The following is a 22,016-nucleotide window of genomic DNA, read 5'->3' as shown; positions in this document are numbered from 1 at the left end:
TCAAGGATACTACTCTGTCATCTCGTACTGAGGTTATTCCAAATTAGGCATCGGTATCACATATTCACCGATTGCATTACTGTCATTGTAGTAGTTCGCTAGTTCACTCGCTGTAATACCGCCATTTGCAAAGATCAACTGTAGTCTGCCGTAGGCAGCATTTTTTCGTGGATTGAAAACATCAGTAATGATTAATATCTGACCAACGATAAATAACAGAAGATCCTCTCCTTTTCGGGTGATAGTACAACCAATGGTTGTATCTTGCTGGGGAATACGACAATGTAACGATCCCGCACCACGATGAACAATCTGTATCACAGCATAATTAAGCAATTCGATATCGACAGTAAACTTTTTATTACTGTTCTGTTGTCGGCCGCTGGTTATTAATAAACTGGATATCACATCAATATTGAGAGCATAGGGGATATCAACAGTATTGAGATGATCAGAAGTTGCAACGGCATTACATTTTAAAATTAACCAATCGTCTAAACGTTGGTAAGTCGCCCCCTGGTTATCAATAAAATCATAGTTACCTGATGAAGACATCTTCAATAAAAAACCAGGCCTGTAGGTAGTAAAGTAAGCAGATTGTTCTCTTTCGCTAAAACCAAGGTATTTTGCTGTACTTTCATTAGCCGGCAAGATAAATAAACCCTCACTTTGCGGATGATACCAACCATGTTGGTTCCGTTTTAATAGAATAGCGATAATTTCTGGGCAGAGATATTTTTTACTCAGGACATCTAAAGCATGCTTCAATGCTATCCGCTGTAGATGGTCTGCAGCATCATAATATGCGCCACTAAACAGGCTATTCACTCCCAGTAGCTTGGCGATAAATTTGTCTGGTGTATTAACATCAAGGCTATTACTATCATACTTACTAATATCAAGGATGATCCCACTTTGTGTTACTACGTTAATGTGGCCTTGCTCCGCTAAAGATGCGCCAGTGAAAATCTCACCGCTGAGTAATTCGTCGACAGACAATAATACCAAAGCCGGTGTTTCAGCTGTGTTCAGCAAATAACTATGGTTAAAAAACGTAGAGCTGGGATTGATATTGATTGCCGGTAAATAGCCAATTTCCACATTGTTAGCACGCTTATTTAAGATCCAGGCACCTTGCTGATCATTAGCTATACCTAAGCAATCAGGTTGCATAACAGAGCTAAACTTTTCCTTACAGATAAACAAATTATGACAAATACTGTCATACCAGACAGGAAGAGCAGTAAGGCCATCACTGTGTATTAGATCAGTGATAGTCAAAATAGGCGCGATATCAATGGCTTTTACTAAGAGAGATGTTTTTTGTTTGTTTCTAAGTTGGTGAATATACATCTTCAAAGTAGGCAACCAATTCTGATGTAGTTCTCGCCACGCTTTGCCTAGGCTGTGTAAAGTGAGTTGCTCATGTTCAAGCAACCCGAGTGTGAGGTGGTAACTCTGCCCACTTTTTATATTCAGCGCGATCCCCTGATGAATACCTGTGACGCTCAACACATCGGTGCTAGCGAGACCAAAATTGTTTAATCTGATCTCTTTTGCCAGAGTATGGCCTTTTTGCCGATAGAGTTTGTAAAATTGATGATGATTATCTGGCTCTGTCACGCCCCAGAAGTAATAGTTATCCTCTGCACTATTTCCCTTAACGGCGCTCAAGAGAGTGATAAAATACTGGGCATTATTGAGCAGCTGGCTATCAATTTTTGCCGATATGTTCCCTGTCACCCCATCTAAACTGTTAGGCAACGGCCATATTAGCCTGTTGTTACCTATGGATACTGTCGTTGTGGTTTGTGGGATAGACAGCTTAACGATGTTGATATGTGCAGGAGTGACTGAAGAGAATCGAACGCCAGCAGAGGATGCTGATGCTTGTTTCGTCATAAAACGATCCAGCATCTCCAGTTTGTGGCTGTTAATTAAGTGAGTCACAATATCGATGGGTAGACCCCGGACTTCAAGCAATGTCAAACGCCCCTCAACAGAGGAAGTATCAATCATATAAATAAGCTGTATCTGCTTGCTAACACTGGTTTTATTATCCCCCTGAGGAAGATAATAAATGTAATCTTGCTGAAACAAAATGCCATTGGTCAATACATGGGTTTGGACAATTTCTGAGGTAGCAGCGGGAGGGTGATCCACTCTGCTAGATGTATACCGCGTGATAGTCGGCAGGTGAATAGCGGGTAGGTACAAATGCTGTAATTTTTTTGTTTTAGTATTCGACATCCAGAAAACGTTTTTATAGATCGCCAGATCAGAGGGACCATCAGTCTGCTGAAAGGTAATAGAAAGATCGCCACGATACCAGGCAGAGGCACCGTTGTGGAAAATTAATGTCACATTATGGCGTTCGATACTACGGTTGAAAATAGTCTGATTGTAGTTAGCGGTATAGAGTAAGGCAGGTTGTGTGAGTAGATAGAAACAGTCGTCAATTTTTTCTATTTCATAGGTTGTGCTGTCGAGATGTCTATTGCGGCAAATATAATTATCGAGGCGCAGTGTGTTAATAGCATAGCGGTTATTCCTACCCTGCTGTGCCAGATATTTTTGCACCGCCGCTTGTACCTCTTCCTCACTGATAATATCTTGCTCACCCTGGTTGAGCGGCAACTCAGAAAAATGAATACGGCAAAAAATAGTCTGTTGTGGTTTCCATTTTGTGATCCCTTGCGGTAGATTTAGCGTGATTTTGGTTTTTTCACTGTTTTTAACTTTGATGATAGTGATGACTTCCGTCGTGTATTGACCCTTTGTCGTCAGTGTACGACAAATAAATTTCATTATATTTCCTTCGGGGAGGCTCGCACTCTGATCGCATATCACTTCAATATCATTAAGATGGCTAGCATCAATTAGCCAATTTACCTGATCGTTAACACAATCAATAGTCATATTGGCCTGTGCTCGCTTCAATACCAGAACAACCACAGCCGTTCCTCTCTGAGGCGCGTGGAATTTATAATATAAGTGTTCACTGTATACCGGTAGATTCATCAGCGGATGCTTTGATTGCTCTTGTCCTATCCCCGCGGCAATCAAATAATAATGATGATTACCAAGTAAAATATCGACTTCGGTATAAACATAGTTAAACCTAAGTTCACTGGGGGCTGAGAAATAAGGCAACATAGAAAGTGGATCGCGATACAGGATAAATGGAAATTCCGCGTCCTTTCTAGCGAAGAAATCCATTGACAGAAATTTGCTATCTCCTCCACTTTGGAGCGAAAAATTAAAGCCACTGCTCAGGACAGGAGTAATTTTCGCGCGCGGTTGTGTAGGTAAGATCAGCGTCTTGATCCCAGCTGCATTATCTGGTAGAACAAGGGTTTGAACGGTTTTTTCCACCGGACGTTGCTGATATAAATTGATATAATCACGGGTAGATTCACCCCGTGCTTCTTTCCTCTTTATTAACTGCCCCTCGGTATCAAACACCACAAAAATAGAGCTGGCACCCCGTAGGTCTACTTGCGTGATCACTGTCCCTTGACAGGGCACGAGTATCCCTCGGTTCAGGGTAAAGCCGGCTTGTCGCCAACCCGTTAACATACTAGAAAAATAATCAGCAATGATTTTGGCATTGTCCAGATTATTCAGGGTATTTGCCATTGCCGTTTGTATCACATAGCCCACGACAGCCAGTGTAATACCGACAGCAAATAATCCACTGACAAGCAGAGTCGAGCCAAGCAACCCGGCAGCCATACTGCCGACGAATAATGACAAGCCCATTGCCGAAAAACTAAGTTGGGTCGTCGCTAGGATACGTTGATCTTCGTTTTCAGTTTTGCTCAATTCAATTGCGCTAAGGGTAACATCAGCGAAGGTTAATCCTAGCCCCATTGGTACAGTTATAAATTGAAAAAGGCGTGAAAAACGACCAATATTATCCTGTTTTAGAGCTGCTTGTAGCAAGGTCACGCCATCGTTATGGATGTTGAAAGCCACCTGCGTCATGGCAAGATAAGTATGCAGCTGCAATACGTTAGCAAGCTGTGTGTTACCGGGCACTGTGCTACCATTTTGTAGCCAGTGTTGTATCGCCATAATAGCAAATACCGCATTCACACCCATGCCTAGAGTTTCTATTTTACTAAAAAATTTATTACGCGCACCTTCATGAGGATAAAGGCGCCCATTGACCACATGATAGTGCTGATGCAAAGTCTCATGTTGTTGTTCCAGGAAGCGCTTCATTTCAGCAAATTCATCGTTACTGGTGGTTAGCATTTTTCCTTGCACAACGCCATTATGTAAATAATTTATCCCATAACTTTTGCTGTTTTTGTCGTAGGTCATTGCCAATAATAGCGGCATACATTTATCAGCTTGTAGGGGGGTGGCCGCAAATAATTCTCGGCTTGCAGTACTAAAGGTATCGCTTAATGTTATTGGCATACTGATGGAGTGACTAAGTTGTGTAGCTGTATCAACATGACACGCCCGCATTTGAATGAGATAACGCTTTTTAGTGTATTTTTTTTCCAACTTACTCTCGCCGACGGTACTTTGCACGGATTTATTCGTTATTCTTGAACAATGGTAAAGGGGTGTATGATATCTGTTCCCGCTTAAGTGAATCAGAGTGTTGTTGATTTTATCAATGGTGTTTTTTATTTTTTCTTGATGAACTTTCAGTTCATCATCAAATTGCATACTTTGTCGAGTAGTGTTATCCAGTAATTCTTCAATCTGACCTAAATAAATGCTACCAACAGCTTTTTTTCTACGCATATCACGCTCAATAATGCCCGCACTACTTGGATCACTGAGGTCTAGACAAAAGAGATCAAACTCATCATGCAAGTAGCGCTGTTTTAGACGCCTGAAAGCCTCTTGTGGATCGACAAACAATTTCTCTATACGTGATGTTAATTCTTTTGTTCCACCCTCCAGCTCTAGCTTAGCCAACCAACTCTTATAATCATCATGATTTTTGGTCTGCCACAAAGCCTGTTGTAAGGCGGCCATATTCGGTTCACTCCCATTGATAATAATGCCATAACGCTCACGACTTTCACTCATACCTGCGATCAATACCATACTATCAGCAGCCATCAAAACAGCGCCTTTCTTTAAGTTTTCCACAAGACTGATGGCCGTTTTTTCGTCCAGCTGTCCATTGAGTTTTCTTGTCTGTTCAGAGGTAAGTTTAATCATATAGTCTATGCCAAAACGTCCCAGGTAGGAGGTACGCAGTCGCCTACTGCGCATGGGGGTTTTTTCTGTCTTCGATATACGTTCACTGACTATTTTTCCATTGCTTTTCTGGGTAAAAATGATTTTTTTATCACTTTCTTTGACTAAGGCCCAATTAATTTGCCATTTATTCTCAGGTGCATTCGGGTTGATAGGCTCGCCTGACCATTTACGCCCTAAAACATCAACGGCTACTAATTTTTCACGCACACTGATGCTATTCACCGGTATTTTCACAGCAGAAAAAGAGTGATAGAGATCTTCTATAAATTTTTCAGGGGGGATGTCTGTTACGGGTTTTGGCGGTAAAGCAGCTGCAGCCGAGCCTTCGGGAACACGCTCTGTGATATAACAGGCTGCTATCGATATGCGATCCACTACGGGAAATAATCCATCAGCATCTTTTTTTAACAAGCCTTTGCTGATGAGTAAGCGCACTATTTTTTTTCCTCCTAGTGCTTGCATAAAACGACCATGACTTATCAGAATAATACGTGTTCGACGGTTAAATTCAAAGTTCGGCGCAATATTAACGGCTACTAACTCATTACTTGCCTGTTGATAAAGGTAGTGGGCGGTACTATTACTATTTTTGTTGTAGAGATAACGCGCCATTGGATTAACTGAAGCATCGTCCTGCAGTTGTATAATATATTGACTGTCATAATTGCTGTGCTGTGGAAACACATCGTACGGCAATTTTATCCCCGGCCCTCGTAAACGCGAAAGATAAGCTTCTTCAGTAGCGAAGAAGGCTGGAGTGACAGGAGATAAAATCTTATGCAGGGATGATCGTGGGTATCTATCAGGTACTACTCCAATATCCTCGAGCAATGCGGCATAAGCATGATCGTAAGCAATGATACCGCCAATCTCGCGAGTACCTGGGATATTAGCCGTGACGATACCTTCAGAACGATAAGAAAGTAAGGAAGAGTTATCACAAAATAGGAGCCTGTCCTGAAAATTGTGTAATTGCCTATATTTAAACAATTTGTGAATAGGATATAGACAATGGTAAGAAAGAATAAATTACCGGATACCCCGCAACAATCTCAGCTACGTCAGGTAGCTCAGGCGCTGGTAAAAGACATTAAAACTGAATCTGATCTAAACAAGATACTCAATGAATTCGTTAAGATGACAGTAGAAGCGGCATTAGGTGCTGAAATGGAACATCACCTAGGTTATGCCAAAAATGCGGCTGAAGGACGTGGCAGCGGTAATAGTCGTAATGGCTATTCTGCAAAAAATATTACCTCTCAGTACGGTGAATTAGCGATAGAAACGCCCCGTGACCGTAACGGCGAGTTTTCCCCGATAATGGTTGAAAAAGGGCAAACTCGGCTGACCCATTTTGACGATCACATTTTAGCGTTTTACGCTCAAGGCATGACCACACGGGAAATTACCGAAACCTTTAAAAAAATCTATGATGCTGAGGTATCGCCAACCTTGATATCTAAAGTCACTGATGCGGTAATTGACCGAGTAACCACCTGGCGTAGTCGCCCACTGGACAATCTGTATCCGATTGTTTATCTGGATTGTATTGTCGTTAAAGTTCACCAGGATAAGCGGGTTATCAATAAATCTGTCTATATCGCGCTAGGCATCAATATGGAAGGACATAAGGAATGCCTTGGCTTGTGGATAGCGGAGACGGAAGGAGCAAAGACCTGGTTATCGATTCTGACCGAGTTAAAGAATCGGGGCTTAAATGATATATTAATTGCTTGTATGGATGGTTTAACCGGGTTTCCTGAGGCTGTCAACACGGTCTATCCTGAGACAAAAATCCAGCTTTGCATTGTCCATTTAGTCCGTAATTCGGTCAAATACGTCAGTTGGAAAGATCGACAAGCACTCTGTGCCGACCTAAAACTCATTTACCGTTCCGCTACAGAAGAAAATGCTTTGCAAGAGCTTGATAGTTTTGAAGGACGCTGGGGTGAAAAATACCCAACACTGGTACAAATTTGGCGCAGAAATTGGGATAACCTATCCACATTTTTTACTTATCCCGACGAAATTCGCAAGGTGATTTATACAACAAATGCGATAGAATCACTCAATAGTGTGATACGTAAAGCCATAAAAAAACGCAAAATATTTGCACATGATGGGTCTGCATTAAAAGTGATTTATCTGGCAATAGAATCTGCATCAGAAAAGTGGACAATGCCGATACCAAACTGGCGTCAGGCTCTCAATCACTTTATGATCGAATACCCTGAACGGTTATCAGTGTATTTATGAGGAATCGGCAGTTACACAGAATCTTGTACAGGCTCAACTCTGTTTAGATGGGTAATATCTATTGTTTCGTGTTTGCTCATTCATCACCTTCCACAATCGCTCTATCGGGTTTAGATTCGGGCTATACGGCGGAAGGTAATGAAGCTGGATATTCAACGTAAGCGCGGCGTCTTGCACAAGCTGTGAACGGTGATAGCCTGCACCCTCGAGGATCACATGTGCCGTTGTCGTGATGGGATAATGCGCGCGAATGGCAGACAGGAAGTGAACCACATTTTCGCTGTTAATCGTCTCATCATCACGGATTATGGGGTTAGCCACATTCTGGATGTTCAAGGCTCCCATGATATTCAACCGCGTTCTGCTCCCGGTGGTCTCTATCGTTTTATCCTGGCCTTTTCGTATCCAGCCGTAGCTTATTTTGGTGGTTTGTGTCGGATGAACGGCATCAATAAACAGTATGGGGTCATTACCCGCGGCGTCTTTCAATTCGCTGTAGGTCTTTATAAATTGCTGCTGTTTCTCAACGGCAAATTTATGCGGAACACCTTTCGGCTTTTTATAGCTAAAGCCCTGCTGCTTCAACCCTTTATACAGACCTGATACGGTAAAGGTGATGTTCCAGCGTCCAGCGATATAGGCCACAATTTGGTGATTGTGGTGGTAGAGCGGCTGGGTGAGATGTTCAACCAGCGACGTGGTCTGTTCCGCATTGAGATAGCCATCGGAGCCGCCATTTTCAGGCTTGAGCTTGTTGAGTTTATGATAGTCTGTAAGGTGGCGCCGCACCGTGGTTTCATTAATGAGCTGTGAGTGAGCAATCATAGGGGGAGTCCAGCCGTCTGCGGACAACAAAACACACCGGATCCTGTCACAGACACGGCGGTCATGGCTTTGACGATGTTGGGCTTCGAGGGTAATTTTCTGGTCAGCAGTCAGCTCTATTTTCATGGCTATGAGCATGATCCTCATCGACTTCAAAATCAAGCATCTTCATTGATCACGGGTATAGGTTGTTCAAAGAGTCTGGCGTGCGAATACATCCTGAAATCAAAACAGTGACAGATACAGATTACCAAGGGCTTGGCAAGATCCATTCAAACTCGGTGTTGCCTAAGAAAAAGACAAAGAAAAATCCCTTAACAAAAGAAGATAAACGCAACAATCGTGAGTTATCAAGCCAGCGTGTATTAAACGAAAATGTCATTGGTATGATTAAACGATTTAAAATCGTATCAGATCGTTATCGAAACAGGCGAAAACGTTTTGGATTACGATTTAATCTGATTGCAGCAATTTATAACATGGAAATTAGATAAATCAGAGTTTCCGAAGAGGTCTAATGTTCCCGCCGATCCATATCAACTCACTGAAATGGGCTTCAGCTGGCAGAAGGCTACCGCGTTGCATCAACAAGCCTTGGCTGCCCAGCGAATGAAAACACGTGCCGAGAAGCGTCGCGATTTACTTAGAGAAGCGACGACGAAAATCGCGCCTCTGCAAGATGCGGTGGAGTTAGGGATTGCTACTGAGGATGAAATAGCAGCACTTAACACGTGGAAACACTACCGCGTGGCGTTAAATAGGCTAGATACTACGACGGTAGAGAGTGAGTGGCCGGTGGTGCTGAGGTGATTTGAGATCAACATATACCTAATGAATTTCGAGTTACGGCAAGGCCGTAATCAATCGAATCCCAGGAGTGTACAGGGAGTATACATGACTGGGATGAGTGCGAGCCGCCAACGCCGTAGTAACTTGAAAGGCGAAGGGTATACACTTGGAATAACACTGGTTTTTACCTAAGTAGTACTGAATTTTAATGAAATAAATTTAGGGGGAATACCGTATGCTCTAATACATATTATATCATTAATAATGAAAAAAATTTAGTGTTCTTTCTGAGAATAAAAAAAGATGAGTATAGTTTTCCCTCAAAACCTACAGGTTGAAAATGCCCCAGAAAAGGTGTTGAACCGAAAAATTGATACATTATGGTCGGAAATCCGGGATTTTTTTCCTAGTCAGCACCTTACTCAAACACAAAAAAATATTACTGATATATTATCAATAGAAAAAATTGCGAGAAGATGGCTACTTAATGAAGAGGAGATAATAACTCTGTCAAACAGCATTCAGAAACTGGCCTCACATATCAAACCAGAATATAAAGATTTATTTGATACATCCTTTAATGAAGAAGGAATATTTGAAATTAAATTTAATGACAATCTTGGATCTATAATTACTATTCGTATAACCGAGAACTTAAATCATTTAGCAAAAAAGTCATTGGGTGAAAATTTAGATAAATTAATGTTAGTGATGCCTGAAGAGCATAGGAATAAAACTGTTTATTCATTCAGTGAGGCAGCGGATTTAAAAATAGATTTTTCTAAATCTTCCATTATTTTAGAGGATCCAAATTTAGATTTATTGTGTATTACTTTGGATGACTTTGACTTGTATCCAGAAGGGAAAACTAAGACTACCAGCATGCTCAGTTTAAACTATCAACGGCTAAAAGAATTTGTTGCAGATATCGTAATACGCTTAAAATTGTATTATTGGCAGATTGTATTGGGCGATTCTATTAATATAAAAAATCAGTGTAATCGATTAAAAGAGCGCTATCCAAACATCAAACCGATTGAAATTAGGTATATCTACTTACAAGCTTTACAAAAATGTAGTAGTACTCGTCATCCCTTAAACTCAGAAAATCTCATCACAATTTCAGCTCTGATACTTTATACTTATGAAGACTATAATAAAGAAATCAAGGTAGGACTGAATGCTCCACCGGAAGATTTTGTATCTTGGAAAGGTTTCTTTCAAGACTTATCTCAAGGTATTGAGCAGTTATCTCGGTTAGGTGGCAATAGAGGTGAATCTTGTAGTAATAATCTTGATGATAGCGAGTTGGTTTTAAATACAATGTTTCCAGGCCCACTATTTCGCGGTTCGCCGGTGCGCAGCTCCCGAGTGATTTTTGGTAAATCTGGCCCTCCTGAGCAATTTCAGGAGGGAGACGTCCTTGGTGATAGAAATTTTTTCTCCACTTCAAAACATGAAAAAACTGCAAAATTTTTTGTAGAAGATAGGTCAACGGACACCACCAAACCTGAACACAAGGAGATGATGTATATTTTTGGTCACTCTGGCGCCGATATTTCTGCCTTTTCCACTGATCCTTGTGAGAATGAAGTACTGTTTAAACCACTGACACCCTTCACCGTACTATTCAAATATTTTGATAAAAAAAGCAAATAGTTAAGCTTGTTCTTGAAGAAAAAGGAATGACAGTGAATAGCCGTAACCCGATAAATGCCTTATCAATTGATGCTATTAAGAAAAAAATAACTTTAGAAGAAAGCAGTGATACGACAGCCCTATCTCTGCTTGATGCCTTAACTGATGAACCTATTCAAAAAAAAGCAGGGAATAGGTTTCAGATGTGGGCGTAAATAAGTTTTAAAATAGCAAGATCGCTCTTTCATTGGTGGAAATGATTTTTAATGAGATAGCTATCGCTATATCTTTTTCACTGATTCTGTTTTTGCTCGGTAAGCAACACCACAGTAATATCATTCGATAAGTGGCTCATATCAGCCAGTACGCCTTGTGCTCCGCGAGGTTTGACCCTATAAGGTAATTTCAATGTACCCGCTTTCACTTCTGCATCGATCACAGTGAATATATCGGCCAAGGGTTGAGCCGCCGCCTTGATATCTGACACCGTTTTTGCCTGTGCCATCGCCATGGTCAGTTGCGAGAAATTGACCAGCATTAACCCCAACACATCCGCTAAAATTCCTTCACGTGAACGGGTATCCGCGAACGTTTCAATCTGTTGACGAATCCATTCTCTTGTTTTTACAGTCTCTTTGGATTCCAGACCTTTACGGGTCACGACATAGCCATCATCACGAGCAAAAGATGGCTTAAGATTATCAGTGTTAACTTCATCCATTTTTTATACCTCCATTATGTACCAAGGCCTGCGCCCACATTATAAAACTGTGGGCAACGGTGAGCGGGGTTCCATTTTCCGGCAATAACTTGTGGCAACGCGATGTACAGGACATCGCCTATGGTAGGCTTACCGCTGATGCCAATGTCAACATGGGTGTAAGCACCTGCTGCATGTTTTCGTGATAAATCAGACAGCTTCCCGCCACGATGGTAGGTGCTTGCGGCTTTGCCGCTGAAGAGATGATGTGTTTTCTGGTGCCATCGTCCCTTTACCGCGTTGTCACACCACCACCAATCCGTATTACCCACAATGTTGTGATACAGCACGAAGCTCATAAAACACCCTGTTTTGATATGTTGATTGGGAATATGGAAAACATAAGAACCAAACCCGTCGACGGTCTTTTTGATGGTTAACTTCATGATATTAAAGCCAGCGGTAAAATGAATAGTATCCATGTTCATATACTGTAACAATTCACGCACAATGGCTGGACGCGTAGCCGGATCAACGCCGGACGTGGCCGCCATCAATTCCACCTCAAATTTTCCCCAAAAATCGCCGCCAGCATGTAATCCCATGCCCACGGGAAGTTGTTGAGGAGCCTCTCCAGCAACGTCGGTGAGAGACGCGTTCTTGTTAACGGCTAAAAAAGCATGCTCGTTGATGTGATCAACATCACATTTCACAACTCTGGGATCATCCCCTTTCATGAGGGTATTTTGTGTAGTGCCGATAGGCATTTTGGCGGCTTCTCGCAAACCAAGGTTTCTGAGAAACTTTTTTTAACCTCACACGCTGTTTAATGGCATACTTTCGGGCTTTTTAGACGAGGCTAACGGTGTTAATAGGCTATATTCGGGTGTCAACAAATGACCAAAATACACAATTACAGCGAAATGCGTTAATCAGCGTCAATTGTGAACAGATTTTTGTAGATAAAATAAGCGGAAAATCCAGTACGAACCGCCCTGGATTAAAGAAAGCGCTTAAAAAACTTTCTGCCGGCGATACACTGGTTGTCTGGAAACTCGATAGACTGGGTCGTGGTGTCCATCACCTAATTTCCTTGATTGAACAGTTGAAGAGCCAAGGTATCCATTTTCGTAGTTTGACAGACAATATCGATACCGGTACCGCAATGGGACGTTTTTTCTTTCATGTGATGAGTGCATTGGCTGAAATGGAACGTGAATTGATTGTTGAGCGCACAAAAGCCGGTTTAGAGGCGGCAAGGTTGCAGGGGCGTATTGGCGGTAGAAAACGGGTGATGACCCCCGAAGTAATCGAAACAGCAAAACGACTCTTTGCCACGGGTACCCCATTACGTCACGTGGCAATCGTGCTGGGAGTTTCACCCAAGACGCTTTATCGCTACATTCCGGCCAAGGAACAACATGAATTATCCGCGTCAGCAGGGTGATGAATCGGTATTGTTCCCTCCCTCACACAAGGTCACTCCCCTGCAAACCACAGCAAAACCCCTCACACTAGCGGAAATCGTAACCGGAGATCCGCCCCATGGCGCAAGCTTATCATCACGGTGTCAGTGTGCAGGAAATCAACCAAGGCACCCGCACCGTCACCCCTATTAGCACCGCGATTGTCGGCATGGTCTGTACCGCTGACGATGCCGATGCAAAAACTTTCCCACTGAATACCCCGATCCTGCTCACCGATGTCCTCACCGCCAGTGGCAAAGCCGGTGAAACCGGCACCTTAGCCCGAGCATTGGAGGCCATCAGTGATCAAACTCAGCCACTCACTGTGGTGGTTCGTGTCGCACAGGGGGACAATGAAGCCGAAACGACTTCGAATATCATCGGAGGCAGCACCCCTGAGGGGCGAAAAACCGGCCTCAACGCCTTGCTCGCCGCCCAAGGCCAATGTGGGGTGACACCGCGTATTTTAGGCGTTCCGGGTCATGACACCCAGGCCGTTGCCAGCGAACTGGTTGCCCTTGCCCAACGCTTGCGAGGGTTCGCTTACCTCAGTGCTTACGGCTGTAAAACCAAAGAAGAGGCCATCCATTACCGCAAAAATTTCAGCCAACGTGAAGCTATGCTGATTTGGTCTGATTTTCTCAGCTGGGACAGCGTCACCCACGCGGAAACCACCGCCTTTGCTACCGCGCGTGCGCTCGGGCTGCGAGCAAAAATCGACCAGCAAACCGGTTGGCACAAAACGCTTTCTAACGTCGGTATCAACGGTGTCACCGGCATTTCTGCCGATGTCTATTGGGATTTACAAAACAGCGCGACCGATGCCAATCTCTTGAATCAGCATGCCGTTACCACGCTGATCCGCAAAGACGGCTACCGCTTTTGGGGGTCACGTACCTGCTCTGATGACCCGCTGTTTCAGTTTGAAAATTACACCCGCACGGCACAGGTGCTGGCCGATACCTTAGCGGATGCACACCTGTGGGCAGTAGACAAACCGATACATCCCTCATTAATCAAGGATATCGTGGAAAGCATCAGCGCCACCTTTCGCACACTGAAATCAGCGGGTCATCTTATCGACGGTAGCTGCTGGTTCGATGAAACCCGCAACGACAAAGACGCTCTTAAGGCCGGAAAACTGGTGATTGATTACGACTACACACCGGTGCCCCCACTGGAAAATCTGCTGCTCCGTCAACGCATTACTGATCGTTATCTTATCAATCTGGCACAACAGGGCACTTAAGGGGGGAACACTATGGCATTACCACGCAAACTCAAATATTTCAACCTGTTTAACGACGGCGATAATTATCAAGGCGTTGTTGAATCGATCACCTTGCCCAAACTGGTACGCAAACTGGAAGACTACCGTGGTGGTGGCATGAACGGCAGCGCTAAAATTGATTTAGGGCTGGAAGAAGGCGCAATCGACATGGAGTGGACAATTGGTGGTGTTGAAGCCCAGCTTTACCGACAATGGGGCAGTGCTAAAATCGACGGCGTGCAACTGCGCTTCGCCGGTTCATTGCAACGCGATGATAGCGGTGACATCACATCCATCGAGATAGTGACGCGCGGGCGTCATCAGGAAATTGACAGCGGTGACTACAAACAGGGCGATAACTCACAGACCAAGATTTCATCAAAAAACACCTACTACAAATTGACGATAAATAACGAGGTGATTGTCGAAATTGACACCCTCAATATGATTGAAATCTCGAATGGCAACGATTTATTGCAAGAACACCGACGGGCAATCGGTCTGTAAGTCGCGGTTCACACAGTAACCTCCTGATGAGGGAGCCGTGCAGATTTTGATTTACCCTTAAATAAATTAGGGTTTGCCTCACACGGCAAACACATTCTTAAAGGACGTTACAGTGTAGTCTGCGAACCTGATCGCATTCTTGTTTATTTTTGGAGCAAAACATGAGCAAACCCACGGCAACACAAAACAACGATGTTATTATCACCCCATCGGAAGAAAATAAAACCTCGGCCAGCGTGACACTGGATACCCCGCTGGTCAGAGGGGAGAGCACACTCAATGACATCACGGTGCGTAAACCCTTGGCAGGTGCCTTACGCGGAGCAAAAATTCAAGCATTATTAGAAACCGATGTCGATGCATTGATGATCGTCTTACCGCGTGTTACCACGCCAGCGCTCACAAAAAGTGACATCATGGCACTGGACCCGGCGGATTTGTATCGCCTCAGTGTCGAGCTGATCTATTTTTTGTTACCGAAGTCGGTGAAGTCCAGTTTCCAGCCCGATTAACGGTAGAAGATCTCATGGCTGACATTGCGATGCTTTTTCACTGGCCGCCGTCCGTTACTGGCAGCATGACATTAACCGAATTACTGGATTGGCGTGAGAAAGCCATTATTCGCCGTGGTGCACAAGATGAGTGACAAAAACCTCAGATTACAGGTGGTGATGAGTGCGGTAGACAAAGTCACTCGTCCCCTGAAAACGATGCAGGCCGGTCATAAAAAGCTGGCAGCGGCGGTGAAATCCTCGCGCGATGCCCTGGGGCAGCTGAACACCGCAGGAAGCAAACTCACCGCCTTTCAGTCGCTGCAAGCCTCGCTGAAAAAAGTGTCCACTGAATTAGGCAGCGCCCGTCTCAACGCTCAGCTGATGACGCAGGAAATGTCAGGGTTAACCGCGCCGACGAAAAAACAGACAAAAGCCTTAGACGCACAATGGAAAGCCGTCAGTCAGCTAGAACAGAAGCAACGCAGTGAAACCCAACAGTTACAGCAAGTACGGGCTGAACTCCACCGCATGGGGATATCCGCAAAAGACAGTGCCGGGGCGACAGCGCGTATCAGCAGAGAAACGGACCGTTACACGCAACGTTTACAACAACAGACACGCCGACTCAAACAGGCGGCAGACCAGCAACAACGGCTGACAGCCGCCAAAGCCCGTTACAATAGGCTGCGTGACACCCGTCATCGACTGGTAGGCGCGGGCGTGGCGGCAACGGGAGCCGGCATCGCGATGGGCCTGCCGGTGCTGGCTACGGTAAAACGCTACCGTGATATTGAAGATGCGATGAAAGGGGTTGCCAAACAGGTCAGTGGCTTACGTGACGACAACGGCCAGCGTACTTTACGGTTCCATGAGCTGCAAAAGGCCATCAAAGACACAGCAGAACAGCAACCGATGGAACAGGGTGCCGTTGATTTTGCCGCGTTGGTGGAAGGGGGTGCCCGCATGGGCGTCACGCAGGGTAGCGCCTCATGGCAAGAGCAAAAAGATAACCTGCTCAATTTTGCCTGCACAGCCGCCAAAGCGTTTGAATTACCGGCCGGTGAACTGGCAGAAGACCTGGGAAAAATCGCCGGATTGTATAAAATTCCGATCAAAAACATTGAAGCCTTGGGCGATACCCTCAATTTTTTGGATGATAACACCCAATCTAAAGGGGCAGACATCATCGATGTGCTCAAACGGATGGGCGATGTGGCCGATAAAATGGATTTCAGGCAAGCCGCTGCCTTGGGTTCCGCTTTCTTGTCGCTGGGTGCCACCCCCGAAATTGCCGCCAGCGCCAGCAAAGCGATGGTGCGTGAACTAGGGATAGCCACCATCAAAGCCAAAGACTTTCAAGAGGCGATTGACCGCCTGGGCCTCGACGGGAAGGCGCTGCAACGGGGTATTGCTTATGATGCGGTGGGTACCTTGCAAACAGTGTTGGCTAAAATCACAACACTGCCCAAAGACCAGCAATTAGTTAATATGACGCAGATTTTTGGTAAACAGTTTGGCGATGATGCCACCAAACTGGGGCTCAATATTGAAGAATTCAGCCGCCAGCTCGCCCTCACCCGCAGTCAAAAAGCGACCGGTTCCATGCAACGGGAATCGGAGATTGACAAAGACTCACTCTCTGCACAATGGCTGCTGCTCAAAACCAGCGCACATAACACCTTCAGCAGTCTGGGCGAAACCCTGCGCAGTCCACTGCTGGGCATCATAGCGAAAATGAAAGCCGTCACCCGCAAAATACGCGATTGGGTAGAAGCCAATCCGAAACTGGCCGCCACCCTCATGAAAATCGCCACTGTGCTGGCCGTGTTCACCGTCGGTGTTGCGACGCTGGCCTTATCGGTGGCAGCCTTGTTAGCCCCGCTGGCAGTGTTAAAATTAACCTTTTCCGTACTGGGGATACGACTGTTACCCGTGTTATCTCATGGATTACACAAAACAGGCCAGCGGGTTGCCTGGCTGGCGCGTTCCTCGTTGCCATTACTGCAAACCGGTCTACGTCTACTCTCTGCTGCGCTAATAGGGTTACTGAGTCCGATGGGACTCGTTATAGCAGCGATAGCGGGCACGGCACTCACCTTAACCCGTTACTGGCAGCCGATGACGGCATTCTTACGTGGACTGATCGAAGGATTTAGGCAAGCAGCCGCGCCGATCAAAGAGGCGTTTGCTCCGTTACAACCGCTATTTGACTGGCTGACAGAAAAAATCAGGGCGCTGTTTGGCGGGTTGAGCGAGCTGCTCAGTCCAATCACCGCCAGTGCGCAAGCATTGGATACGGCGGCTGCCAAGGGGGAAAAATTTGGCGACGCTTTAGCCGCAGGTATCACGCTCGCTCTGACGCCGCTCAAACGGTTAAGGGAAGGTGTGTCATGGTTACTGGAAAAATTGGGCGTGATTGAAGCCAAATCCACAAAATTACCCCAGATAGCGGCCACACAACCCGTACGGCCTCGCCCTCATTACACCGCCCCGCTTTACCAATCGTATAAAGGGAGCTACGCAGGGCAATACGACACAGGGGGTCATATTCCACGGGGAAAATGGGGTATTGTCGGTGAGAAAGGGGCAGAAATCGTCTCCGGTTCTGCTCATATCCTCAGCCGTAAAAAAACCGCGGTGATGGCTGCAACGGCGAGCATGATGTTAACCGGCTATCAGGCCATGGCGGCGCCCTTACACCCCCAAAGCTTACCGGCGACACAGTATCACACCCGTCCTGTTACCTATACGCATCACCGTCAGGAAACACCGGTATCGATTCATGCCCCGATCCAGATCATCACCCAGCCCAACCACAGCCCACAGGATATCGCGCGGGAAGTCACCCGTCAGCTAGATGCCCGAGAGCGCCGAGCCAGAGCACAAGTCAACAGCCTCTACCAGGATAATGATTAAGGAAACAGCAACATGATGATGGCATTAGGGCTGTTTGTCTTTATGTTAAAAACGGTACCCTATCAACGCGTTCAACATCAAATGGCCTGGCGACACCCGACCAACAGTCGAGTAGGACAACGGCCACAAAGCCAGTTTCTGGGTGCTGACGACGAAATCATCACCTTGAGCGGGGTACTCTATCCGGAACTGACCGGTGGGCGTCTTTCATTGAGGGGACTGCAACAGATGGCAGAAACCGGTAAAGCCTGGTCACTGATTGAAGGCAATGGGACGATTTACGGCATGTTTGTGATTGAAAGCCTCAGCCGCAGTAACAGTATTTTTTTCAGTGATGGATCAGCACGAAAAATCGACTTCACACTCAGTTTGAAACGCACCGATGACAGCCTAAAAACGCTATTTGGCGATCTGACTCAACAGTTTGATGACCTGTCGAAACAAATAGCCGACAGCGCCAAGCGGTTATTATCATGATCCCGCTCGACGACAAATTTCTTTCAGGCAACCCGAGTCCAGCCTATCGGATTGATGTTGACGGTAAAGACATCAGCTCGACCCTGCAACCGCGTTTAATGTCGCTCACACTGACGGATAATCGTGGCTTTGAAGCGGATCAACTCGATATTGAACTCGATGACAGTGACGGCGAGTTAGCTTTACCACGCAGAGGGGTGACACTCTCAGTATCATTAGGCTGGCAAGGTGAAGCACTAATCCACAAAGGCACTTTTACGGTGGATGAAATTGAACACAGCGGCGCACCGGATAAATTAACCCTGCGAGGCAGAAGTGCGGATTTCAGGGACAGCTTAAACATTCGCCGTGAGCAATCCTACCACAACGTCACGCTCGGTGACATCCTCACGCTGATTGCCCAGCGTAATAAACTCACGGCGGCGTTAACGCCCACGTTGGCTGCGATCACAATCACACACATCGACCAGACTAACGAATCAGATGGCAACTTTATCACACGCCTGGCTCAGCAACAGGGTGCCATTGCCGCGATCAAGAAAGGCACATTGCTCTTTATTCCGCCAGGCAGGGGCAAAACGGCGAGTGGAAAACCGATCCCCGCCTTCACTCTGATCCGTAATCTGGGCGACAGCCATCAATTCAGTGTCGCTGACCGCAGTGCCTATACCGGTGTAGTTGCCCATTGGTTCAACACCCGCAGCACAAAAAAAGAAACCGTCAGCGTCAAACGCCGCTCAAACTCGAGCACAGTACGAGAAGATAAAAAGACAGAAAAGAAAGGCCGTTATCTGATTGGCACGGATGAAAATATCTTACTGCTGCGCACCACCTATGCGACAAAAACCAATGCGCAGCGGGCAGCCCAAGCAAAATGGCAACAACTGCAACGGGGCGTGGCAAAATTCTCTCTTCAGCTCGCCAAAGGCCGTGCTGACCTCTACCCGGAAACACCGATCAACGTCAGCGGATTTAAACAGGAAATCGACGAGGCTAACTGGACACTCACCACCGCGACGCATACCCTGAGCGACAATGGCTTTACCACGGCGCTCACACTGGAAGTAAAAATTGATAAAGGGGACATGGCCTAGAAAGAAGATTTTTTATCAGTAATAACATATCATTACCGTAATACTGACCGGAGTCAGGATGATGATGGAGTACAAAATCATGATGAATTGTCATCTCTGTAAACAGGCCGCCCACACCCGCACGAGTAGTTATTTATCCAGCACCACCAAAGAACGTTATCACCAATGTACCAACATTAATTGTGGTCATACCTTTATCACCATGGAAACTTTTGTCCGTTCCATTGTGACCCCGCACGATGTGCAATCTGCACCGCCACACCTGAAAAAACAGAAGCAGGCTGGGGGTTGTTGAGGGGGAGGGGTGATTATCGTGACGAATACAGACCGGATTATTAATGCGCTAAAGTAGGATGACTCTTTTTTATGGGACTACAGCTGGGACTATAAATTCACTTGTAGTGTACAAATATTTAAATAAATCAATTAAATACATGCCTAGTTAACATCCTCTCATGCCGACCAAAATTAATCAATTAAACCAACCACTTAGTGTTGGTTTTTTTGTTTCTGGAATTCGCAAATGGTAAAACTCTGGTAAAACCCCGGACGAAAAACACCTTGAGCGCGCGGACGTGATGAGTTAAACATCACCTGAAGGCTGTTACTCGTCCAGTTGAATTCCACTTTGATCACACTATAATTTTGTATTAAACAGACTGTTTAAGAACAGGAGCTTAAACTCAGGTGGATACGGTGCTTAAGTTAATTTTTATCGGGTTAAAGCAACTTACAGCTATAAACGGATGAGAGGAGGATGGCGTGTGAAAATAATAAAGACTTTTTTAAAAACAGTAACAATTTTATTCTTGCCCACACCTGTTTTGGCCTCTCCTACTTGGGTTGTGCCCACGTGGAATTCAGGTGATTGCAAAGTGTGGATAAAATCTCGATCAACATGGATTTTGATATCACCCAGGGCATGTCATAAAGAGGAGTCTCCTAAGACCGTGCGACCCACTCCCACAGAAGCCGCTCAGCGTAGAGCACAGGAGCAAATAGAATCCAAATCCAGAGCACGCGATCAATTTACAGCATTTCGGGCGTCAGCAGATGTAGATTAGTCATACCCTCTTTCATTTATAAAAAAATGAAAAATAAATAAGTTAAAAGAGAGAGATAAATGATTTGAGGTACATCTGGAAAAGTGGGTTAACTCAATTCAGCGTGCTATTTTCAGCACTTCAGGGAATTTACTGGGTACACCCTACAGCTACAGGATGCGGACTAGCGACCTACGGCTTAAAATTTTGCAGCAGACGAAATTCTCTCATATGTTTAATTAATACATATAAATTGAGCGTTTTATAATCTAAAATTGGTTAATTAATGAGTTTAATCCCGCCCTGCACACATGGATGAGGGTGATGCAGGGTTGTTTTTAGTTAACACGATATTGTTAATCCAACAATCCTCTAAAATGCGACTAGGTACATAGGAGTAACCATTTTTATTCTTTCCGGATATTATTTTTAATATAAATAAAACAATTAACATTGTATTTATCAGTAGCCTCCTTTTTTACCAGTTAAAATTCTTGAATTGTTCAAGCGATTTAACACCTGCTTTATCGTAATATTCTCCACTGTCCGGAGAGCACAATCCAGTTCCTAGGCTACCATCTTAATGAACATTGATTATAATCGAAGGAAAAGCAGATCAAATTCTTTGTCAGCAAAAAATTCATCAGGTTTATCCAACACGACGGAGTCAGAATTTTCTCCACAGAATCGAAATTACCCAGCCTACATAATTATAGGGGGTGTAATCTTTTTGTCCTATTTCACAGGGAAAAAACTCTATGAAAACAGAGAAGCGACACTACAAACATTTCGGAACAGTTGGTCTACGTGGATACACACTGGCTATAAACCTTTTATCGATGGCAGAAAGCTCGGTTGGATCGACCACCGCATGGCCGTCTAGCGTATGCTCTTTGGGTATATAATAGCCCATAATAGATTTTGGGTCGTAGACTGTATATTGCGTCCTATTTTTGGCATACTTCTTAAACAGGTTGTACTCCGTTTTGGCAGCATCCCAACCAAACATATCCAAATAATAGGCTAACACAACCGGTTTATTCCATTGGATGCCACATTCCGGATTGTGGTGTTCGTGTAGCAAACCTAAAGCATGCCCAAACTCATGCAAGGTGGTCGATTTTAAGTAGGCTGCATCAGAAGGATCGTCGGTAAAACCGTCGAAATTCATGGTAGGTTCATTCATGGCTGTCTTTATACTATTTGTTCCTAAGTCTGACCAATTTCCATCGCCTTCCTTAAAAGCAATCCGGATATCTGCCTTCTTTTTGCTTCTTACAGGTAACCACTTAAATTTCAAATTGGCATA

18 protein-coding genes and 1 pseudogene are annotated in these 22,016 nt (G+C 44.9%); 14 read left to right on the top strand and 5 right to left on the bottom strand.

Annotation, left to right across the window (positions count from 1 at the left end):
* Positions 1–33: 33 nt before the first annotated feature.
* Positions 34–6,222 carry a TcdA/TcdB pore-forming domain-containing protein gene (locus AAHH42_RS13290; RefSeq protein WP_342221341.1) on the bottom strand — a complete coding sequence of 2,063 codons (6,189 nt, stop codon included), beginning with the start codon at positions 6,220–6,222 and terminating at the stop codon, positions 34–36.
* A 21-nt stretch (positions 6,223–6,243) separates the two neighbouring features.
* Between AAHH42_RS13290 and AAHH42_RS13285 the strand changes: the two genes are divergently transcribed.
* Positions 6,244–7,488 carry an IS256 family transposase gene (locus AAHH42_RS13285; RefSeq protein ID WP_342221106.1) on the top strand — a complete coding sequence of 415 codons (1,245 nt, stop codon included), beginning with the start codon at positions 6,244–6,246 and terminating at the stop codon, positions 7,486–7,488.
* Between the two features lie 33 nt (positions 7,489–7,521).
* Here AAHH42_RS13285 and AAHH42_RS13280 read toward each other — a convergent pair whose 3' ends face one another.
* On the bottom strand, positions 7,522–8,313 hold the full coding sequence (locus AAHH42_RS13280; protein ID WP_425286335.1) for an IS630 family transposase: 792 nt from the start codon (positions 8,311–8,313) through the stop codon (positions 7,522–7,524).
* A gap of 176 nt (positions 8,314–8,489) precedes the next feature.
* Here AAHH42_RS13280 and AAHH42_RS13275 point away from each other — a divergent pair.
* From AAHH42_RS13275 to AAHH42_RS13260, 4 genes and pseudogenes are all read left to right on the top strand, one after another.
* Positions 8,490–8,807 (top strand): annotated as a pseudogene (locus AAHH42_RS13275) (transposase family protein); the annotation flags it as partial.
* An 85-nt stretch (positions 8,808–8,892) separates the two neighbouring features.
* On the top strand, positions 8,893–9,123 hold the full coding sequence (locus tag AAHH42_RS13270; RefSeq protein WP_342221339.1) for a tail fiber assembly protein: 231 nt from the start codon (positions 8,893–8,895) through the stop codon (positions 9,121–9,123).
* 282 nt (positions 9,124–9,405) lie between these two features.
* Complete coding sequence (locus AAHH42_RS13265; protein ID WP_342221338.1) at positions 9,406–10,761, top strand: hypothetical protein; 1,356 nt, start codon at positions 9,406–9,408, stop codon at positions 10,759–10,761.
* A gap of 32 nt (positions 10,762–10,793) precedes the next feature.
* The gene (locus AAHH42_RS13260; RefSeq protein WP_342221337.1) at positions 10,794–10,955 is read left to right on the top strand and encodes a hypothetical protein; all 162 of its coding nucleotides are present in this window, start codon (positions 10,794–10,796) and stop codon (positions 10,953–10,955) included.
* Positions 10,956–11,032: 77 nt separating this feature from the next.
* Here the strand turns inward: AAHH42_RS13260 and AAHH42_RS13255 are convergent, their stop codons facing one another.
* Together AAHH42_RS13255 and AAHH42_RS13250 are read right to left on the bottom strand one after the other, a co-directional pair.
* A complete protein-coding gene (locus tag AAHH42_RS13255; RefSeq protein ID WP_119797553.1) occupies positions 11,033–11,461 on the bottom strand; it encodes a hypothetical protein in 429 nt (142 codons plus the stop codon).
* A 14-nt stretch (positions 11,462–11,475) separates the two neighbouring features.
* Positions 11,476–12,207: a hypothetical protein gene (locus AAHH42_RS13250; RefSeq protein ID WP_119797554.1), complete on the bottom strand. Its 732-nt coding sequence runs from the start codon at positions 12,205–12,207 to the stop codon at positions 11,476–11,478.
* Positions 12,208–12,305: 98 nt separating this feature from the next.
* Here AAHH42_RS13250 and AAHH42_RS13245 point away from each other — a divergent pair, with 98 nt between their 5' ends.
* The 9 genes from AAHH42_RS13245 (at position 12,306) to AAHH42_RS13205 (ending at position 19,959) form a co-directional block, all read left to right on the top strand.
* Entirely contained in the window at positions 12,306–12,887 is a 582-nt protein-coding gene (locus tag AAHH42_RS13245; protein WP_342221336.1) for a recombinase family protein, read from the top strand.
* A 98-nt stretch (positions 12,888–12,985) separates the two neighbouring features.
* Entirely contained in the window at positions 12,986–14,155 is a 1,170-nt protein-coding gene (locus AAHH42_RS13240; RefSeq protein WP_342221335.1) for a phage tail sheath protein, read from the top strand.
* Positions 14,156–14,167: 12 nt separating this feature from the next.
* Positions 14,168–14,683, top strand: a complete 516-nt coding sequence (locus AAHH42_RS13235; RefSeq protein ID WP_119797556.1) for a phage major tail tube protein — start codon at positions 14,168–14,170, stop codon at positions 14,681–14,683.
* A 161-nt stretch (positions 14,684–14,844) separates the two neighbouring features.
* Positions 14,845–15,195, top strand: coding sequence for a phage tail assembly protein (locus AAHH42_RS13230; RefSeq protein ID WP_342221334.1), 351 nt, complete (start codon positions 14,845–14,847; stop codon positions 15,193–15,195).
* 14 nt (positions 15,196–15,209) lie between these two features.
* Positions 15,210–15,329, top strand: coding sequence for a GpE family phage tail protein (locus AAHH42_RS13225; protein ID WP_119797558.1), 120 nt, complete (start codon positions 15,210–15,212; stop codon positions 15,327–15,329).
* Complete coding sequence (locus AAHH42_RS13220; RefSeq protein WP_342221333.1) at positions 15,322–18,093, top strand: phage tail tape measure protein; 2,772 nt, start codon at positions 15,322–15,324, stop codon at positions 18,091–18,093. The genes AAHH42_RS13225 and AAHH42_RS13220 overlap by 8 nt, the downstream gene beginning before the upstream one ends.
* A gap of 12 nt (positions 18,094–18,105) precedes the next feature.
* Entirely contained in the window at positions 18,106–18,570 is a 465-nt protein-coding gene (locus tag AAHH42_RS13215) for a phage tail protein (protein ID WP_342221332.1), read from the top strand.
* The gene (locus AAHH42_RS13210; RefSeq protein WP_342221331.1) at positions 18,567–19,664 is read left to right on the top strand and encodes a phage late control D family protein; all 1,098 of its coding nucleotides are present in this window, start codon (positions 18,567–18,569) and stop codon (positions 19,662–19,664) included. Before AAHH42_RS13215 ends, AAHH42_RS13210 begins: the two co-directional genes overlap by 4 nt.
* Positions 19,665–19,743: 79 nt before the next feature.
* Positions 19,744–19,959: an ogr/Delta-like zinc finger family protein gene (locus AAHH42_RS13205; protein WP_342221330.1), complete on the top strand. Its 216-nt coding sequence runs from the start codon at positions 19,744–19,746 to the stop codon at positions 19,957–19,959.
* Between the two features lie 1,526 nt (positions 19,960–21,485).
* On the opposite strand, the gene AAHH42_RS13200 is transcribed toward AAHH42_RS13205, so the two are convergent.
* Positions 21,486–22,007, bottom strand: coding sequence for a hypothetical protein (locus AAHH42_RS13200; protein WP_342221329.1), 522 nt, complete (start codon positions 22,005–22,007; stop codon positions 21,486–21,488).
* Positions 22,008–22,016: the final 9 nt, after the last annotated feature.

The organism is Candidatus Fukatsuia endosymbiont of Tuberolachnus salignus, assembly GCF_964030845.1.
Lineage (GTDB): Bacteria > Pseudomonadota > Gammaproteobacteria > Enterobacterales > Enterobacteriaceae > Fukatsuia > Fukatsuia symbiotica.
Note: the sequence above shows the minus strand (reverse complement) of the source record. Positions and strands in the feature narration are given on the sequence as shown.